We start from the raw sequence: 20,707 nt of genomic DNA, 5'->3' as shown, positions 1-20,707 counted from the left end.
CGACGTCAGCGTGATCAACCCCGACGGTGCCGAGGCGACGCTGCCGTACCGCTTCCTGGTCGAGCGGGCGCTGCCGATCGACGTCACCATCGGCCTCGGTGGCCCGCGCGTGGTTCCGGCTGGCCAGACCGGTCTCTACGGAATCTCGCTGCAGAGCCTGACCAACGTCGACACGCCGTACGTCTACTTCGAGTTCGGCGCACCCGAGATCGGCGAGAACGCGAAGGTCTACGGCCTGCCGTACCTCACGTACGCGAGCAACGTGGGCGGTGCGCCGGACGGCGTGCGCGAGGACGTGCCGTGGATCAGCCTCGACTCCGAGATCAACCGCGACGGCTACATGCTCGCGCCCGGCTACGCACTCGACGTGATCGCCGGTGGCTACGTCGGCATGAGCTTCACGGTGACGACGTACCCCGGTCTGCAGCCGTTGATCGACCGCGACCTGGCCGCGATCCGGCTGGCGCTCGAGGATGCGCGCAATTTCTGGTCACCGGCGCGTCGCGAGGCCTTCATCGCCGGCCTGCAGGCGCTGGCCGGCACGCGGGGCGATCCGGCCGCGCTGCGAGCGCAGATCAGCCTCGCGATCGCGAGCCTGCTCGATGCGCTCGAGGGCGCGAGCGCGGAGGAGGCCGCCGGGATTTCCTCTGTGATCGACGTGCTGCAGAACCTGCAGGCGGAACCCGACGAGGAGATACCGGACAAGTGTGTGCCGCTGTTCGCACCGTTCCGGTTCAACGTGTACGCGGCGGCGACGCCGATGACGCGTGCGGAGTTCGTCGCGCGTCAGGAGGCCGATGCGCGTGCGCTGCGTGAAGCGGTGCTGGCGGACGCCAGTGCCTCGACCGCGCTGCTGAACCTGGCAGCCGATGAAGACACCTGGGTCAGCGCGTACCTGGCGGCACTCGAGGACGGCGGGCTGCTGCGCCCCGAGGACGAGGCGCCGCCGATCCGCACCCAGCCGAAAGTGGTGAGCGTGCTGGCGGTGCTCGCCAGCGGGGTACTGATCGGCCCGGCCGGGCAGCAGATCGAAACCCAGGCGGATCTGGTGGCCTTCTTCTCGCAGGTCCGCCAGTGGTACGGCAATACGCCCGGAAAGATGGCAGAGATTGCTGCCTGGGACGATCGTTCTTCCGACGAATGCGGCGAGTACAGCATCCCGATCCCGGCGTTGCCCGAGTTCGAGGACTACGACCTCGGGCTGTCGCAGCAGACCTACTTTGCGGCATTCAACGTGTTCACCCCGTGGGGGAACGTGCCGGAGAGTGCGTACGCTTCGGTCGCGGCCTCGGACGAACTGACGCCGCTGCAGTTGCAGAAGCTGTTCAGCCTGGCGGCGCAGAATGCGACCCAGGCGAGCATCAGCGGGCCGCAGGGCTATGGCGAACGGCAGTTTCTGCCGGCGGAGCGTGCGCTGCCGTACACGATCCGCTTCGAGAACCCGGCCGACGCGACCACGAACCCGTCCGAGATCCGCATCGTCTCGCAGATCGACCCGGGTCTGAGTCCGCGTTCGTTCCGTCTCGGTGACCTGCAGCTCGGCGACATCACGATCAAGGTGCCGGGCGGGCGCTCGAACTTCCAGGGGGACTTCGATCTGCGCAACTCGCGCGGCTACGTGCTGCGCGTCTCGGCCGGCATCGATGCCACCACCGGCACCGCGACCTGGCTGCTGCAGGCGATCGACCCGCAGACCGGCGAGCTGGTGCGCAATCCCGCGGTCGGACTGCTGGCGCCGAACGTTGCCAACGGGCAGGGGCTGGGGAGCGTCGGCTACACCGTGACTTCGGCGTTCGGGCTGGAGACGAACCGCGAGATCCGGGCGTCCGCGCGCGTGCTGTTCAACACGGCGGCACCGATCGACACGCCGGAACTGGTGCAGTACCTCGACGTGAACGCACCGCAGACCACGCTCGCGCTCGAGCGCATCGGCAGCGCGGACTACGGTGTGCGCTGGAGTGCGGACGACGGGGCGGACGGCTCGGGCGTCAGGCACACCACGATCTACGTCGCGAAGGACGGCGGCGACTGGGAGATCTGGCTGCGCCAGAGCACGGACTCGCAGGCCGTGTTCGAGGGCGAGGCAGGGCACAGCTACGAGTTCGTCGCGGTATCCACCGACAACGCCGGCAACCAGGAACGTCCGGCCAGCGTGGCGAAGCTGCCCGATGACGGTACGCAGCTCAACCTCGGTGCGCTCGTCGACGTGGGCGGCACCACGCAGGACATCGGTGTGCCGCCTGCACCGAGCGCGACACCGTCGACGAACCCGCTGTTCGTGCAGGCCGAGCAGGGCATTCCGGCGGCAGTGCCGTCGCGCCCCTCGCAGTTCGGGCAGGTGCTGGCACCGTTCACGGCCGAGGTGTTCGGCACCGGCATCGCGCAGAGCCACGCCGACATCGGACCACTCGCGATCCTGGTGCAGCCCGATACCAGCGTGATCGTGAGCGGTGGGGCGAACCGCGGGGCGCTGTACCGTTACACCGAGTTCGGCGGTCGTGCGCTGAATCCCTTCGTCGTCTTCGACCAGCCGGTGTACGACCTGGCCTACGACCTCGACGGCAGGCTGTGGGCTGCCACCGGCGGCGGGCAACTGCTGCAGCTCGACCCCGAGACCTTCGCGGTGCTGGGGAGCTACGGCGAGGGCCTGACGCAGGCGCTGGCGGTGGATCCGTCCAGTGGGAAAATCTACGTGTCCTCGGGCGACGGGATCGAGATCTTCGACCCGCTGAAGCTCACGTTCAGCCACTTCAGCAACACGCGGGTGGACGATCTGGCGTTCGCCCCCGACGGCGAGCTGTGGGCGACCACCTGGCCACGGCGCGGCGATATCGTGACCTTCGACGCCAAGGGGCGCGCGAAGGCGCAGATCCACCTGGATTCGGCGGTCGACTCGATCGTCTTCGGCAAGGCGGGCACGGCGCTCGCCGGCTTGATGTTCGTCAGCAGCCACGCACCGATCGGTGATCCGGCCGGCTCCTCGCTGGTGATGGTGGATCTGGCGACGTTGCGCCGCGTCGAGGTGGCGAGCGGTGGCCCGCTGGCCGAGTCGCTGGCGATCGACAGCCGTGGCCGCGTGCTGATCGCGAACTCGCAGCAGGTCGACGTGCTGATGCCGCTGACGCCGCCGGCCGTGGTGCGTACCCTGCCCGCTGATGGCGTGATCGTGCCGCTGCCGCTCACGAGCATCCAGGTCGTGTTCGACCAGGACATGGATGCCGGCGGCTCTGCGCGTGCGAGTTCGGTGCTGAACCCGGAGAACTACACGCTGCTCGGGACCAACGGTGGTCGGATCGCGATCACCAGCATCGCGTGGGACGCTGCGACACGCAGCGTCACGCTCGGCTTCGACACGCTGCAGCCCGACTTCTATGCGCTGACGGTCGCGTCGCGGGTGCAGTCGGAAGGCGGTCTGCCCTTGCGGGCGCCGTACACGGTCGAGTTCATCGGTGTGCAGGACTTCTCGAGCCTGGTGCGCATCGACTTCGTCGCCACCCGCTCGGATCGGGCCACCGGCACGCTGTCGTTCGACGTGCGTGTGACCAACATCACCGACTACAACCTGCAGACGCCGCTGATGCTGGTGCTCGACCCGGGACGCTACTTCCAGGGGATGGCGCTCGGTGCGGACGTATCGAACGACGGACTGTGGATGCTCGACATCGGCCAGGGGCTGGTCGACGGCGTGCTGGCCCCGGGTGAATCGACCGTGGTGCGTACCGTCACGCTGGCGGATACGGCCGGACAGCGCGCGGATCTGGGCTACGGGCTGTATGCGATACCGTACGCGAACCGGCCACCGCAGATCGACTCCGAAGCGCTGACCACGGCGAAGGCAGGCGAGAGCTACAGCTACGCGATCGAGGCCATGGATACCGATGGGGTGGTGCTGAGCTACGTGCTGCTCGACGGCCCCGACGGGATGGTGCTCGGCGAGGACGGCGTGCTGCGCTGGGATCCGACCGCGCTGAGCGATGCGCTCGCGCCGGTGGTGCTGCGCGTCTACGACAGCCGCGGCAGCTTTGCCGAGCAGCGCTTCACGATCACCGTCGACGGGGGCAATGCCGCCCCGACGATCCTGGATCTTCCGCCCGGTTTCGAACTGCAGGCCGGAACCCTGTTCCAGATCGGGCTCGACGCCACCGACGCCGACGGACAGGTGGTGACGCTGTACGTCGACAATCTGCCGCCGGGTGCAGTCTTCGACAGCCGCACGCGGATGCTGTCGTGGCTGCCGGGCTACGACCAGGCGGGCCTGTACCCGGATCTTCGCATCGTCGCGAGCGATGGCATCACCAGCACCGTGAAGACCCTGTCCCTGCTGGTGCGCCCGGCCAATGCGGCACCGCTGATCAGCGGTGTGCCGGCGCGCAGCGTGCGCGAGGGCGACCCGATTTCGGTGCGTCTTTCGGCCTTCGATCCGAACGGCGACGAGGTGCGCTTCGAGAGCCCGAACCTGCCGCAAGGTGCGCAGCTGAACCCGCTCACCGGCCTGCTGCAGTGGACGCCGGCGTATACACAGGCCGGCAGTTACGACATCGCGCTGTGGGCAACCGACGGGATGCTGCGCAGCGAGACGATCTTCCACGTCGAAGTCACAAACGTGAACGGCGTGCCGGTGTTCGACAGTTTCGACGACTGGACCGTCGTCGAAGGCCAGGGCATCAGCTTCCGTGCGTTTGCCTTCGATCCGGACAACCCGGCCTACGTGCCGCGTGATCGCCTGGCGTCGGGCGAACTGATCGATATCTCCGAACTGTCGGTGGCAGAGCCCAGCGTGACGATCAGCGTCGAGGGACTGCCCCCGGGGGCGACGTTCGACCCGGTGACCTGGATGTTCGAGTGGACGCCGGGCTATACGCAGACCGGCACGTACACGGTGCGCTTCACCGCGACCGACGACGGCAACGGTACCAGTGTGCCGAACACGGTCTCGATCGACGTGCCGCTCACGGTCTACAACGCCAACCGCGCGCCGGTGATCGTGCCGTGGGGCAATCAGAGCGTGGCACGCGGCGACGTGCTCGAGATCCCGCTCGACATCGCGGATCCCGATGGCAACCCGCTCGAGATCACGACCGAGGGGCTGCCGCGCTTCGCGGAGATCCGCACGCTCGATGACGGCTCACGCGTGCTGCGGATTGCGCCCGGTGCGCAGGACCGCGGCGACTACGTGGTCACCCTGACCGCGACCGACGACGGCGACGGCGGTGGCGTGCGCATGCGCCAGAGCGCGAGCCACACCTTCGTGATCACGGCCGAGTCACCGTCCGAGGCGCCGGTGCTGACGCCGATCGGCGACAAGGTGGCGCTGTTCGGTGAACTCCTGCGCTTCACGATCCGGGCTACCGATCTCGATGAGGACACGCTCGCGTTCAGCGCCGACGCACTGCCGCCGGGCGCAACGCTCACGGCGGGTGCGAAGTACGGCGAGGCGGTGTTCGAGTGGACACCGAGCGCGGCGCAGGCCGGCACGTACGACGTCACGTTCACGGTAACGGACGACGGCAACGACGCCGAGGGCCCCGTCGGCAGCGCTACGCAGACGATCCGCATCGTCGCGCGGGCGGCAAACAGCGCACCGCTGCTGCTGCCGGTGGGCAACCGCACGGTGGCCGAGGGCGAGACGCTGTCGGTGCAGCTCGACGCACTCGACAGCGACGGCGATGCGCTCAGCTACAGTGCGAGCAAGCTGCCGCCCGGTGCGACGCTCGACGCCGCGACCGGACTGCTGACGTTCACGCCGCACTATTTCCAGGCGGGCAGCTACGGCGGCATCGTGATCACGGTGAGCGACGGCCAGGGCGTGGCGAGCGAGAACATCGCGATCGAGGTCACGAACACCAACCGTGCACCGCTGCTGGCCGGCATCGCACCGCTCGGCGGCCAGGAACTGCGGGTGCTGCAGTTCGGGCTGCGTGCACGCGACCCCGATGCCGACGCCATCGTCTACTCGCTGCTCGGCTACACGAAGAACGGCGTGGCGCAGCCGGGTACGCGCCCGCGCGGCGTGTTCTTCGACGAGGTCGAGGGCCGCTTCGAGTGGACGCCGGACCAGGAGCAGTCGGGCGAGTACGTGTTCCGCTTGCGCGCCACCGACATCGAGGGGGCGAGCGACGAGCTCGAGGTGGTGGTGCGCGTCGCCGACGTGAACCGTGCGCCGCTGATCGAAACGGTCTACAACCGCCAGGTCGCACTCGGCAAGGAACTGCGCTTCACGTTGACGGGCAGTGACCCGGATCTGGCTGAAACGCTGCGCTTCTCGGCCGTCGGCCTGCCCGAAGGGGCGACGCTCGATGCCGTGAGCGGTGAGTTCGTGTGGACGCCCGGCGCCGGCCAGGCGGGTGACTACCTGGTGATGGTGTCGCTGACGGACGGCAAGACCACGACGGTGCGTCCGCTGTCGCTGCGTGCCACGCTGACGCCGGAGCTGCCGACTGCGCTGATCAACCTGACGCCGGGCTTCCCGGTGGTGCCGGGGCAGGCCGTCACGGTGAGCGTGCTCGCCGAGGCGTTCTCGGGTGTGGTCGCGCGCAGCCTGTACATGGACGGCGTCGAGGTCGCACTCGATGCGCAGAACCGCGCGCAGATCAGCGCCCCGGCGATCGGTACCTACGTGCTGAAGGCCGTGGTGACCGACCGCGACGGGCTCACGACGACGGTGGAGCGCATGCTGCGCGTGCGTGACGTGGACGACCGCGCTGCGCCCGAGGTGGCGCTGAATGCAGCGCTGAACGGCAGCCGCATCGCCGCATCGATGTCGATCACGGGACGTGTTGCCGACCGCAACCTCGATGCCTGGCGGCTCGAGCTCGCGCGTGCGGGCAGCGAGGACTGGACGCTGCTCGCCGAAGGGCGTGCCACGGTCGACGGGGCGCTCGCATCCCTCGATCCCGAGCGCCTGCAGACCGGCTTCTACGTGCTGCGCCTGAGCGCAAGCGATGTGGCCGGTCGGCTTGCCGAGACGAGCGCGCTGGTGGAGATCGCGAGTGCGACGAAGAGCGGTCGCTACCTGCGTAGCGACACCGATTTCATGTTCACGATCGGCGGGCACACGCTCGAGTTTGCGCGTCGCTACGACTCGCTGGATACCGCCACGGCCGGCAGCTTCGGCTACGGCTGGTCGCTCGCGCTGCGCGACGTGCAGCTCGAGACCGACGTATCGGCGACGGATGCGGAAGCAGGCGGCGTGTTCAACCCGCTGCGTACGGGTTCCAGGGTGTTCCTGACCGCGCCCGATGGCGAGCGGCTCGGATTCACGTTCGCGCCGCAGAAGAGCGAGGGACCGGGCTTCGCGTACTGGACGCCTGCCTGGGTTGCCGATGCGGACAACGGCTGGCAACTGCGCTCGCTAGCCCTGAAGCTGCAGCGCGGTGCCGACCGTTTCTACGATCTTGCGACCGGCATGCCGTACAACCCGGCGGCCTTTGGCGCCGAAAGCGCGCAGTACGAACTGATCGCTCCCGACGGCACGGTTTACGAGATTGCGGCGGCGAGTGGCATCACCGGCATCGTGTTCAGCGACGGGGTGCGCCTTGCGGTCAGCGACTCGGGCATCACCGGACCGGACAACGAATCGTTGCGCTGGATGCGCGATGGCAGTGGCGCGTTGCGCCAGGTCACGACGCCGGACGGGCGCAGCTTCCTCTACGGCTACGACATCGACGGCAACCTCGCGTCGGTACGCAACCTCGAGGCCGCGAGTTCGCAACGCTACGGCTACGCGGAACCCGCGTCGCACCGCTTGACGCTCGCGACGGGCCCGAGTGGCGGTGCTGCGATCGGCTACGGCGATACGGTCAGCGTCGATCCGGTGAAGGCAGACCTGGGGGCCGCACTCGGCTACCTGGCAGCGCCGCGCAGCGCAACGCTCGCCGCTGGCGAGGAGCATCTGTACAGCCTGGCGACGCGTGACAGCGAGGTCGTGCTGCCGGCCAGCAGCGCCGTGCTGCTCGGCGTGATCGTGACTGCTGCCGACGCGACGGCGCTCGATCCCGCGCTGCCCGAGCTGCTCGGGCATCAGGCAATCGCCAGCCGGGTCGAGGACGGCCGGGCGTTTGCGCTCTATCGCGTCGACCGCGCTGCGCTCGATCTGCTGCGCATCGGCGGCAGCGGCAGCGGCAGTTACACGCTGGAATTCTTCGTCGCCGGCGACGTGAACCGCGACGCGAAGGTCGATGCAGCGGATGCGGCCCTGCTGGCCGACCTGCGGCGCACCGGTGGTTACGATCCCGGAGCGGACTTCGACGGCGACGGCGTGCTCACGGTGAGCGACACGCAACTGCTGTTCGCATCGCTCGGCTACAGCGCGAACGCTGCGCCCAGGATCGAGGCGGCGACGCGCAAGACCCACGTCGACCTCGATATCGACTGGAATCTGGGCAGCCTGATCTCCGATCCGGAAGGCGATTCGCTCTACGTGGGCATCGTCGGTGCAAGCCACGGCACGGTACGCATGGCGGGCGATGGGCGCACGCTCTACTTCAAGCCCGACACCGGCTTTGTCGGCGATGCGACGGTGACGCTCTACGCCGACGACGGTTTCACCAAGTCGGAGCCGGTCACGCTGACGGTGACGATCAGCGACGCACGGCTGATGAGCGTCGACTTCGACCTGCGTGCACCGAAGATCCGTGCCGGTGACCAGTGGCTGGTACAGCTCACCGGCGACTTCGAGGACGAGCAGGACGTCAGCCTGCCGCTCGGCTACGTGAGCCTCAGCACCTACGATCCCGCAGTGGCGGCAATGAACACGCGCGGCGAACTGGTGGGCCTGAAGACCGGAACCACGGTGCTGCGCGCAACGCGGGGCGAAATCAGCGCGGCCACCGCGGTGTCGGTCGGCAGTCCGCAGACCGCGCTCGAGATGTTCACCTACTACTTCGGCATCGACGCCTACCCGGACACGATCGCGCTGCTGCCCGGCGTCGAGCGGCAGATGGTCGTGCAGTGGGGCGACGGCATGTACCTGAATTCTGCCGCCGACGGCACCTACTACGTGATCGGCGACGAGCACGTGGCGACGGTGGACGCCGACGGGCGTCTGGTGGCGAAGAACCTCGGCAAGACCACGGTGACGGTGATCAACCGCTCGGGCGAGCAGGTGGTGCCGGTGGTCGTGGTCGCATCGTCGGGTGGTGAGGTCGGCTCCAGCGGCGGCGTGGTGCTGGGGCCGGACGGGCAGATGATCGCACTCGGTGCGGGTCAGGTTGCCGACGGCACCACGGTCACGATCACGACCTTGCAGGAAGAGGATCTGACGACCCCGATACCCGATATCGTCGACTTTGCGGCGGCGTTCAACGTCGAGGTCAACGACCCGAACCTGGAAGGCACGATGCAGATCGCGGTGCCCGCGGGTGCCGAGTTCGAGGTCGGCGAGACCGTGTACTTCTTCCAGGAGATCCAGTCCGACATCACCGGCGAGATGAAGTCGTACTGGGCAGCGATCGACACCGGCGTCGTCGGCGACGACGGCTACGTGCGTACGACATCGCCGCCCTGGCCGGGGTTGAGCAACAACGGCAACATCCTGATGGCGCGGGCGAACCAGCCGCTGCGTATCGTCAAGCTCGACCTGACGGCGTGGTATACCGCAGCACAGTTGCTGGTGCTGGCAACGGCCAGTGGGAGCCTGGTCGGTCTGATGGTCTACGGTGGACTCGCGACCGCCATTGTCATGATGCCGTTCATGATGACTGCCCAGAAAATCCAGTTGTATGCGCGCTATGCAAACGGCAGATTGGTCGAGGTGCCCCTGGATGTCGACGCCGGTCTGAGCACGATTCGCGTAAGCGCTCCCCCGGATTCCCCGAGCACGCCGCCGGGAATACCCGTGCTTCTTCCAACGACCGAGTTCGACGCAAAAACGGGCATATTGACGCTGCGTGGGCGCAATTTCGGTGCGAATCCGGACGATGTGCGGGTGACGTTCAAGCAGGGCGACAATATCGTCCACGCCCGTGGTGCCCAACTCACATCAGTCGCTGATGACACCATCACGCTCGAGGTGCCGAAGCAGGTCGTGCTCGGCCTTGCCGGGATTTACGTCGAACGTGCGCAGGCACAGGTGGTCCCGGGCCCGGATGGCAATCCCACGACGGTGCAGAACTGGTCGAGCAGTCAACGGATAGCGATCGACAACCAGGGTGGTTACGGTTTCGTCGGCCAGTATGACAAGCTGAAGATCCTCGACCTGAAGACCAAACAGGAGGGCGGTCCCGATGAGGTGATCAAGGAGATCGACCTCAAGCAATACGTCGTCGATACCGCGGCCACTCCCGATCGATCACGCGCCTTCGTCGCGGTACGGGCGGGCAATGACCAGCCGGGCGGAGTCTGGGTCGTGGACGGCGTGGGGCTGCGGCTGGCGGATGCAACGCTGGAAACCGATACGCTTGATCTGATCGCGCTGCCGAACGGCGCCGAGCCTACCGCGATGACGCTCGACCCGAACGGGCGCTATCTGTATGTGGCCGCGGGGTCTGCGATCTACGTGATCGATATCCGCCCCGGTAATGACCTGTATCGCATCGTCGATACGATCGCGCTCACCACGCCGAACAACAAGATCAACGCGATCACGACGAACGCGGACGGGAAGACCCTGTGGATCACGGCACCGGCGACCGAGATGTTCGGTGGCACCAAGGCTTGGGTGCAGGGCGGACGCGAACCGGGTGTGGTGCTGGTCGTCAACGTCGACGAAGACGATCGCCCGGCGCGTAATGCCATGACCAATCCGCGCCTGTGGCACAAGGAGATCCTGCGACTCGACGGTGGTATCGATCCGGTAGGAGTCACCGGTACGTCCGATCCGAAGCGCATGGCTTTCGTTTCGCGCCTGGGTACTGCAGCCGGACGCTACAAGGGCCTCAGCGTGGTCGAGATCAGCAACGACGACCCGACTTCGTTTGCTGCGAACGTGCGCCAGATCGACCTGCAGCTCTCGAAAAATGTCAATCAGCATTATCAGTTGTACGTCCGCAACCCCTACGACGTGGTGATTGCTCCGGATTTCTCGTATGCCTACGTGAGCGACTGGGGCATACCGCTCAGCGTGGGGTCCAACGATCCGAGCTTCTGGATCGAGTACATGGACACCCACGAGACCGGATCCAAGATCGGAATCGTCAAGGATCCGTTCCAGGATGCTGCCCGGATCGTTGCTGCGACGACGCCGATTCCACTGTCGTTCGCGACCGATCTCGAGCTGTCCTCCGACGGCGCGAAGCTGTACGCGATCTATCGATCCGCGGGCGACGTGCTGGTGTTCGACACGAAGAACCTGACCGACAGGGCGATCCACCCGGATGGTCGGGACTTCACGCGCGTGCCGATCGACGACAAGTTCGATGTGGATCCGTCGAAGCCGATCAACCTGGACGCGATCCCGGTCGGGCGGATCGTGAACGGCCTGTCGGCACAGCCATTGGATCCGTTGACGCTGCGCGCGCCGCTGGGAGATACCGACCTGCACGGCACCAGTGCGCCGGGTGCGCTGAAGTTCCGCTGGGATGTCGATACCGCGATGCTCGGTACCAATATCTTCAAGGCGCGGGTGTTCGTGAGCGCACTCCCTCCCGGCGAGGGGCTATGGCCCAACGATCCGCTCGTCGAGCGCTGGCTGTCACCGGCGGTGGATTCGCAGCCCTCCTATATCCCGGACGATCACAACCCGAACCGGATCTGGACCTCGGACTGGATGTCCGGTGCCTCCAGCGTCGATCTGCCGTTCTCGCCGAAGCAGCTCACGGCCGGGCAGCGCTACTACTGGGGCGTGGAGCTGATGGTGGGTGCCCAGCATTATGCCGAGTCCGCCAGCTTCGTCGCTCAGGCCGTCGATCTCGGGACTCCCTACAACGGCGTGACGCTGATCACGCACGGCTTCGATCTGAACGCGTCGATCGGTGATCCGGCGTTCCAGAATCCGGAACAATTCGTTGCGCTGGGACGCCTGATTGCCGAGGCGTCGGGTGGCGGCGTGGTGTTGCTGTACAACAAGAACACCGGGCAGTGGCACGATGCTGCCGACCCGCGCAAGACGGGCGCCAGTGCCCTGCAGGACGGCAAGGCCGTGGTGCTGGTCGCGGACTGGCGCAAGGAATCCGATATCAGCGACAGCGGTTTCTCGGAGGCCGCCGCAGACGCCATGTATGCGTCACTGGTGGCGCTGAACCGTGACACCGGCGGCAAGCTGTTCGCGTCGCCGTTGCACCTGCTCGGTCACAGTCGCGGCACCGTGGTGAACAGCGAGATTGTGCAACGTCTTGGCGTGTGGAATCCGGAAGTCAAGGATATCCACATGACCACGCTGGATCCGCACGACTTCAAGCAGAATTCGTTGAAGATCCCGCTGCGCAGCCTGCTCGACAAGATCGACAGTGCATTGACGCTTGCGATCCCGCTGACAACCCTCGCATCCGTGTTTGCACCACCGGTGGCGGCAGCGATCGGTCCGATGACCGCAACGAAGCTGTGGCTCGGCAGGATGTTGACCGTGGTCGATATCCTCGGGGTGACGCTGGACATTCCTTACGACGATTTCAAGGACCCGGATGTAAAGCGGTGGACCAATATCGGCTATCTGGACAACTACTATCAAACGGTGGTGGACGAGAACGCGTTTGTCAGGCTGGTGGCAGGAACGCCGACGGCAACGCCGAACGGTCGTGATGTGCAGAGCGTGGATCTGGAATACTGGTTCGATGGGCTGGCCGGTTTCACCCAGGATGACTTTGGATCACTGGGTGGTGTCGGCGGGGCGCACAGTCGGGTCTGGCAGTGGTACGCCGGCACCGTTGCGACGAACCTTCTTTCCTTCGAAAACAACCCGATATTCCGGCGTATCGTCGATGAAGGCATCAGCACACGCGCGCTGGGTGTGCCGCTGTTCGATTTCAACGCCAAGCCGTGGTACTGGGTGGTGCCAGGGGTTCGGACCAACCCCCTCGTATCGCAGGAGCAGTGGACGAACCCGAAGGCGATCTGGGAAGGTATCGGAACCGGCTGGTACTACACGCTGGGTGGTGGCAGTGGGCGCCCGGCAAATTCAGGGAGGAATGGCGTCGCGCTGACCGAGGACAACACCGAGGTCAACAAGGGCCGTGACGCGGTGCCCAATGTGTTCAACGGTGACTTCGAGAACGGCATACGCCAGTCGCTGATCAACCGGATCCCGCTGTTCGCGAGTGAAGACAAGTTCCGTTTCCCGCTGTCGTACGAGGTTCCGGGCTGGTCGTTCCATGGCGGCAAAGGTTTCAGCCTGGGGCTCGACCCCAGCTTCTTCGACGGTGGTCTGCCTGACGGCCTGCCTACCGACATCGACGTCACCGGCCTGTTCGTATTCGAGACCAACCCGGGACAACTGGCTGCGGGACTCGCGAAGTGGATCTGGAAGACGATTTCCGACAAGGTCGTTGGCGCGGTGATGGGCAAGCTGAAGACCGATTTCACCGGGAGCGAACCGGAAAAACCAACGTCGAGCAGTTCGGAAGGCTATACGACCTGGTACAACACGAACTGGGGCGAGGGTACGCCGAATCGCATCGCTTTCGACGGGAGTTCGGCGCTCTACGATCTGATCAAAGGCACCCTGGAGTGGTTGGACCAGAAAAATTCAGAAATGAATGAGGCGGTTCTCGGGCCGATCAAGGATGTACTCAAGATCGACGCGGTGACCAAGAAGCTGAATCCGGATGGCGCCAACAACTTCAAGGAGTATATCGACAAGGGTCTGGAGAAATTGTTCCAGTACCTGTTCAGTCCAAGTTCGAACTACGCGCTGTTGATGGGGGGGAGTTCGGCGCTCGACGGGTTGCTGCGCCTGATGCTGGGAAATACGGTGGGTGGATTCGCAGACTGGCTCATCTCCCAGGTCGTTCACCTCGATACCGTTCGGCACAACCGGGTGGCCGTGCCCACCGACCAGCCGTACCTGGCGTTCTCCGTCGTGGCGCCGGTGATGTTCACGCCGGCAAAGATCAAGGTGCGCTTCGTTGCCGTGCCGGAGCTGGATCCCAGCCTGCAGGACAGCGACTGGATGACGGTCGACCTGCAACCCGCATTCTTCAGTCGCAATACCTACGCCGTTCGGGTACCCGAGGCATTCAAGGGCAAGACGGCGATACTCGAGTTCCAGCACGTGGGGATGGAAGGTTCGACCAACGTCGTGACGCAGTACGACCCGAACAATCCGACTGCCACACAGGACAGCGAGTTCTTCGATCCGAGCATGGTGCAGGAGATCAGCCAGGTCTACTTCCTCGACGATATACGCTTCTCGAAGGGTCTCGAGGTCACGGTCACGCCGAGCGATGTCAACGAGAACGGCGCAGTGCAGCTTCGTGCCGAGTGGACTCCCGACGACCCAAAGAAAGACACCAATTTCAAGGTGGTGTGGGGCGATGGTCAGGGAGCGGTGTCGTACGTGGCTGCGGCAGGCGTCAGTTCGTTGATCCTCACACATCAATACCCGGACGATAATCCGACTGGCACTTCCTTCGATGTGAAGTCGATCCGGGTGCAGGCAGACAACGTGGTGGGCGCCGATACGGCCAGCGCGTCGACCACGGTCCACAACGTTCCTCCGCGCATCACGGCGGCGCAGTTCGATCGCCAGACGATCGATGAGGGCGAAGAAGCGGAACTGACGATCGACTTCAGTGACGTTGGCGTGCGGGACACGTTCCGGATCACGATCGACTGGAACGACGGCGGCAGCGTCGATGTCTACGACACCCTGCCGAGCATCGAGAATGGCGGTGGCAGACTCGTGAAGCGCCATCAATACGCGGATGACAACCCTACGGCCACACCGTTCGACACCTACATCGTTCACCTGACACTCGAGGATGACGACGGTGGTCGGGTGACACGCGACGTGTCTCTGCGGGTGAACAACGTGGCACCGGTGATCGACGAGGCGAGCCTCGACGTCACGCGCGTCAAGGAGGGAGAAGAGGCGAAGCTCACCGTCCGCTACTCCGACGTGGGTGTGAAGGACACGCTGCGCATGGAGCTCGAGTGGCCCGACGGGATCAGGGAAACGCACACGCTGGCGCTCGATCCCCAAGGCAAGGGCGTGATCACCGTGCCGCACAAGCTCGAGGACGACAATCCGACCGGCACGCCGGAAGATATCGGCAAGGTGAAGATCCGCATCATCGACGACGATCGGGATGATGTCAGCGACGAAGTCGAGCTGACCGTCGTCAATGTCGATCCGACGATCAGCGCGAGTTTCCTGACACCGGAGATCGAGGAAGGCGACAGCGCGCAGTTGCAGATCGAGATCGACGATGCGTCTGCAGAAGATCGCGACACGTTCGATGTGTATATCGACTGGGGTGACGGACAGGGTGAGGTGAAGGAAACGCCAACGAGAATCGAGCGTGGCACTCACGTATTCGAACACAGATATGTGGACGATGATCCGACGGCGACGCCGGCCGATACATACAAGGTCAAGGTGCGTGTCGTCGACGACGATACCGGCGAGGCGACGGAGACGGTTTCGCTGAACGTGAAGAACGTTGTTCCGGTTGCCGGAATCGTCGGTCTGGGTGTGACCGTCGTCGGCTTCCCGGTGGAGATGAGTGGAGATCAGGAAGATCCGGGGGAAGCGGATACATTCACTTATGAATGGCTGGTGGCAAGAGCCAGCGACGGTACTGTCGTTGCGTCTGCAGCATCCAAGGAGATGACCTTCACCCCCACGGATCCTGGCGAATACGTTGCCCGGCTGATCGTCACGGATGACGATACCGGCGCATCGGCTCCTGCGTGGCACACGATTGGCGTGCTCGATATCCCGCCGCCGCCACCACCGCCGCCACCACCGCCGCCACCACCGCCGCCGCCGGATAAGATAGAGATCCCGCCCGTGGAGGAGCGGAAGAACCCGGTAGATCCAGACAAGAAAAATGAGGATGACGATGACGATGAGAAGCCGCAGTCTTTCTTCGTCTGGGAGAGCGCCGTTTCACCGGCTGCGGGACTGGAAGGTGACACGGTCACCGTGACCGTGACGGTCAAGGGTGTGCCGGCCAATGGTTTGTACGACCTCGATATCGACTTCGGTGATGGCTACACGCTGACGAAACAACCGGTTCCGGCTTCAGATAGCAACGGTGACAGCACGGTCACGTTCACGCATCACTACGCCAATAACCCTCCGTTGGCGCAGGGCACTGATTACAAAATCCGGGTCACGCCCTATTACAGCCAGTTTCGTCAGCCTCTGGACCCCTACTCGGGTATGGTCGACGTCGCCGGGGTGGAGAAAGTCTCGGTTGCCAACGCGACGCCGGTGGTTTCGATCATCGTGACGCCACCGGCAAACGCAGACGGTGCACACACCTTGCAGGGTTCGTTCACCGACGCCGGCAGCAGCGATACGCATACCTATGTCTGGGACATCGGCGGCCAGCTCGTATCCGGCTCGTTACTGGTCAATCACGTGTTCACGACGCCGACCACGGTGACGTTGCGTGTGACCGACAGCGATGGCGGCATCGGTGAAAGCACGGTGTTCATCCCGGTGCCGCTGGCCGCAGCGGGCCAGGGAACCGGGGCGAGCGCGCTCACGCTGGCCGAGGTGCAGTCGCTGGTCACGCAGGTGAGGTCGCTGTGGGTCGAGGCCGGTGCCGAGATCGGTGCGCTGGATGCGTTGAGCTTTGCGATCGATGATCTGCCGGGCACCCTGCTCGCGCTGGTGTCGCTCGAGGCTGACGGGCCGCGCCTCACGCTGGATCGCGATGCGGCCGGCAACGGCTGGTTCGTCGATCCCACGCCGGTCTACAGCGAGGAATTCACGCAGTACGTTTCAGCAGAGGCACGGCGCGCGGCCACGGGCGACGCGGCCGCTCGTGTGGATCTGCTGACGGTGCTGACGCACGAGTTCGGCCACGTGCTGGGCCTCTCGCATGTGGACACCAACGTCGCGGCCAACAGCGTGATGATCGGCGAGCTGGAGCTCGGCGTGCGGCGCCTGCCGCTCACGGTCGACCTGACACGGGCGCTGGGCGGTCTGCTGATCAACGGCAGCTTCGGCATCGACGATACGGCACTGTACGAGTACGGCTGGCAGACCAACGGGGCGGTGACGGTGAGCGATGGCGAGGCCGTGATCGGCGAGGACGCGCACCACAACGCGCGGCTCACGCAGACGTTCAAGCTGCCGGTAGACGCCACGCGGATGCAGTTCACGATCACGGGCGGCAGTCTGTCGTCGGCGACGGGTATTCCGCCGGATGCCTTCGAGGCGGCGTTGCTCGATCCCTCGACGCTGCAGCCGCTGGTCGGCACGATCGGGCTGGCTGACTCGGATGCGTTCTTCAACCTGCAGTCCGACGGTACGGTGTATCGCGCCGGCACGGTGCGGGTGACCGACCTGCAGGGCAACGCGCTGTCGATGATCGATCTGTCGCAGCCGGTGCTGGTGACGGTGGATCTGGGCAACGCTATCGCCGGTCACGACGCGGCGCTGTACTTCGACCTGCTCGGCTTCGGCGCGCTGGATACGACGATACGCATCGACGACGTGCGTTTCCTCGGGCCGCAGACGGTGAACGTGGCGCCGGTGGCGCAAGCGGATGTGGTAACGGTGGCGGAAGACGCCTCGGTGCTGATCGATGTGCTGGCGAACGACAGCGACGCCGACGGGGACTTCATCGCCGTGCTCGATGTGGGCGAGGCGGTGCACGGCACGGTCGGGATCGAAGACGGGCGTGTGCGCTACACGCCGGAGGCGGGCTATCACGGCAGCGACGGTTTCAGCTACCGCATCATCGACACCTTCGGCAACGTGGCCGAGGCGAGCGTGGCGGTCACGGTGGAGCCGGTCAACGACGCGCCGGTGCTGGCGCCGATCGACGACTACCAGGTGGTCGAGGGCGTGGTGCTGGAGCTCGCGGTGAGCGCGAGCGATGTCGACGGTGACGCGCTCGAGTACCGGCTGGACGCCGCACCTGCGGGTGCGCTGATCGACGCGCAGACCGGGCGCATCACCTGGACGGCGAGCGGTCCGGGTACCGACGTGCTGTTCACGGTGACCGTGAGCGATGGTGTGGCGCAGAGCAGTGACAGCTTCACGGTGAGCGTGCTGCCTGCGGGTGGTGCGAACCGTGCGCCGCTGGCGGTGGCGGATATCGCGAGCGTGCAGCAGGGCACGTCGGTGCTGGTCGACGTGCTGGCGAACGACGTCGACCCCGAAGGTGAGGCGTTGGCGATCGATGCGCTGGTGCAGCCGGCGAACGGCGTCGTGGTGATCGAGAACGGTCGTGTGCGCTACACGCCAGCCGACGGTTTCACGGGCAGCGACAGCTTCGGGTACACGGTGGTCGATCCGGAGGGGGCAGGCGCGCAGGGCACGGTCACGGTGACGGTGGTGGCAGGCAACCGGGCGCCGGTGGTACAGGCGATCGCCGATCTCGAGCTGGTCGAGGGCACGGAGCTGAGGCTGCAGGTGCAGGCGAACGATCCGGAAGGAAGCACGCTGAGCTACCGGCTGGAGGGGGCACCGGATGGTGCGCTGATCGACGCTGTGAGCGGCCTGATCCGCTGGACCGCGGCCGGTGCAGACACGAGCCACGGCTTCCGCGTGGTGGTGAGCGACGGCGAACGTGAAACCACGCTGGACTTCCGGGTCATGGTGTTGCCGCCGGTGGTGGTGAACCTGCCGCCGGTGGCGAATGCCGACGCTGCGACGGTCTTCACCGGTTCTTCGGTGCTGGTCGACGTGCTGGCGAACGACGTCGACCCCGAAGGCGAGGCGTTGGCGATCGATGCGCTGGTGCAGCCGGCGAACGGGGTCGCGGTGATCGAGGACGGCCGCGTGCGCTACACGCCTGCGGACGGCTTCATCGGAACGGACAGCTTCACGTATGTGGTGGTGGATCCGCTGGCAGCAACGGCGACCACGACCGTGACGGTCGAGGTGCAGGTGGTGCCGAACACGGCGCCGGTGGCAGGCGACGATGCAGTGAGCGTGGACGAGGACGCGTCGGTACTGATCGACGTGCTGGCGAACGACAGCGACATCGATGGCGATGTGCTGACGATCCTGGAGTTCACGCCGGTGCAGCACGGTACGGCGGTGATCGAGGACGGTCGGATCCGCTACACGCCGTCGGCGAACTTCCACGGCAGTGACGAGCTGGTGTACCGGATCGGTGACGGGCGCGGTGGCGAGGCGACGGCGCGGGTGGTGATCACGGTGAGGTCGGTGAACGACGCGCCGGTGGCGGTGGACGATCGTGCCAGCGTGGCCGAGGACGGTACGGTGCTGATCGACGTGCTCGCGAACGATCACGACATCGACGGCGATGAGCTGACGCTGGCGCTGGGCACGGCAGCGGAGCACGGCAGCGCGGTGATCGAGAATGGGCGGATCCGTTACACGCCGGCGGTGGACTTCAACGGCACGGACCGTTTCACGTACCGCGTGGTGGACCCGGACGGTGCCAGCGCCGAGGCGACGGTGACGGTGACGGTGGAGGCGGTGAACGACGCGCCGCGGCTGGCGCTGGTCGAGGACGCGTACATCAGTGTCGGGCAGGTATTCCGGCTGCAGTTGCAGGGCAGCGACGTGGACGGCGATGCGCTGAGCTACCACCTGCTGGCAGGGCCTGCGGGGGCGGGGCTCGATGCCGTGACGGGCGAGCTGACGTGGCGTCCGACGCGGGCGAACACGCTGGCGCAGTTCACGGTGGCGGTGCGTGATGCAACCGGGGCGGAAACGGCACAGCGATTCACGCTGCGGGTGCGCCCGCCGGTGGTCGAGGAGGCGATTCTGGTGGTGCCGGTGCCCGCAGAGCCGAACCGCTACGCGTTCACGCTGAGTGAGGCGGGCGAGCCGCGGCGCGAGCTCACGGTGCGCGGAGGCTTCGTCGTGCTCGAGCCGCTGGGCGGGCTGGCACAGCCGATGCGGGTCGATACGGTCGGTCGCGAACCGGGTTCGATGCGCCCGGTGACGGGGCAGCCGCCGCAACCGCCGGCTGGAGCCCGTGCGCTGCTGTGGGTCGAGCGTTTCGTGCCGCTGCTCGACGGTTTTGCGGTGCGCTTCAACCAGCGCATCGACACCGAGGGCCTGGACATGGTGCTCGACGACGCCGGCCGTGGCAGCACGGGGGCGCCGGACATCGTGATCAACGGTCCCGACGGGCGGCCGGTGGCAGGCACGATCACGCTCGACGCCGACGGCCGGGGTTTCCGTTTCGTGGTGGCGAGCGGGCAGCTCGCGGGTGGCGCGTACGAGGTGCTGCTGCGCAGCGGTGCCGACGCCTTCCACGGCTTCTTCGGCGCGCTCGACGGCAACCGCGACGGCCAGGGTGGCGACGACTACCGGACGCGCTTCGACGCGCCCGCGCGTGGTGCGCAGTCCGCCTCCGCGGTCACGCCGCCGATGGTGCTGCCAGCCGGGTCGGTGCCGCAGGCGCACGCGGGAATCGGGCAGGCGGCGGTAGCGGAGCGGCAGGTGTCCGCAGGATCGGAGCCGGCCGAGGCGCAGGCGACGGAAGTGCCGCGGATCGAGTTCGGCGAGTCGTATGCAGGCTTCGTGCTGGCGGGTACGCTGGCCTTTGGTGCAGCGACGCGGCGCGACCCGGGCGAGCGGACGATGCGTCGCTGGCAGCGCGAGCTGCTGCTCGACAGCGAAGCCGAGCGCCAGCAGCCGAACCGCACGCTGACGATCCGGCTGGACTCATGA

The 20,707-nt window shown here is 66.1% G+C and carries 1 protein-coding gene (only partly in view); it reads left to right on the top strand.

The annotated features are described in order from the left end of the window. Positions 1-20,707 carry the 3' portion of a tandem-95 repeat protein gene (locus tag H7A12_03070; protein MCP5319802.1) on the top strand. 18,212 nt of this gene lie to the left of the window's left edge, so the window shows 20,707 of its 38,919 coding nt (coding positions 18,213-38,919); the start codon falls outside the window, past its left edge; its stop codon occupies positions 20,705-20,707.

Source organism: Pseudomonadales bacterium (assembly GCA_024234165.1).
Lineage (GTDB): Bacteria > Pseudomonadota > Gammaproteobacteria > Pseudomonadales > UBA5518 > UBA5518.
This window is presented reverse-complemented; position numbering and strand designations above follow the sequence as displayed.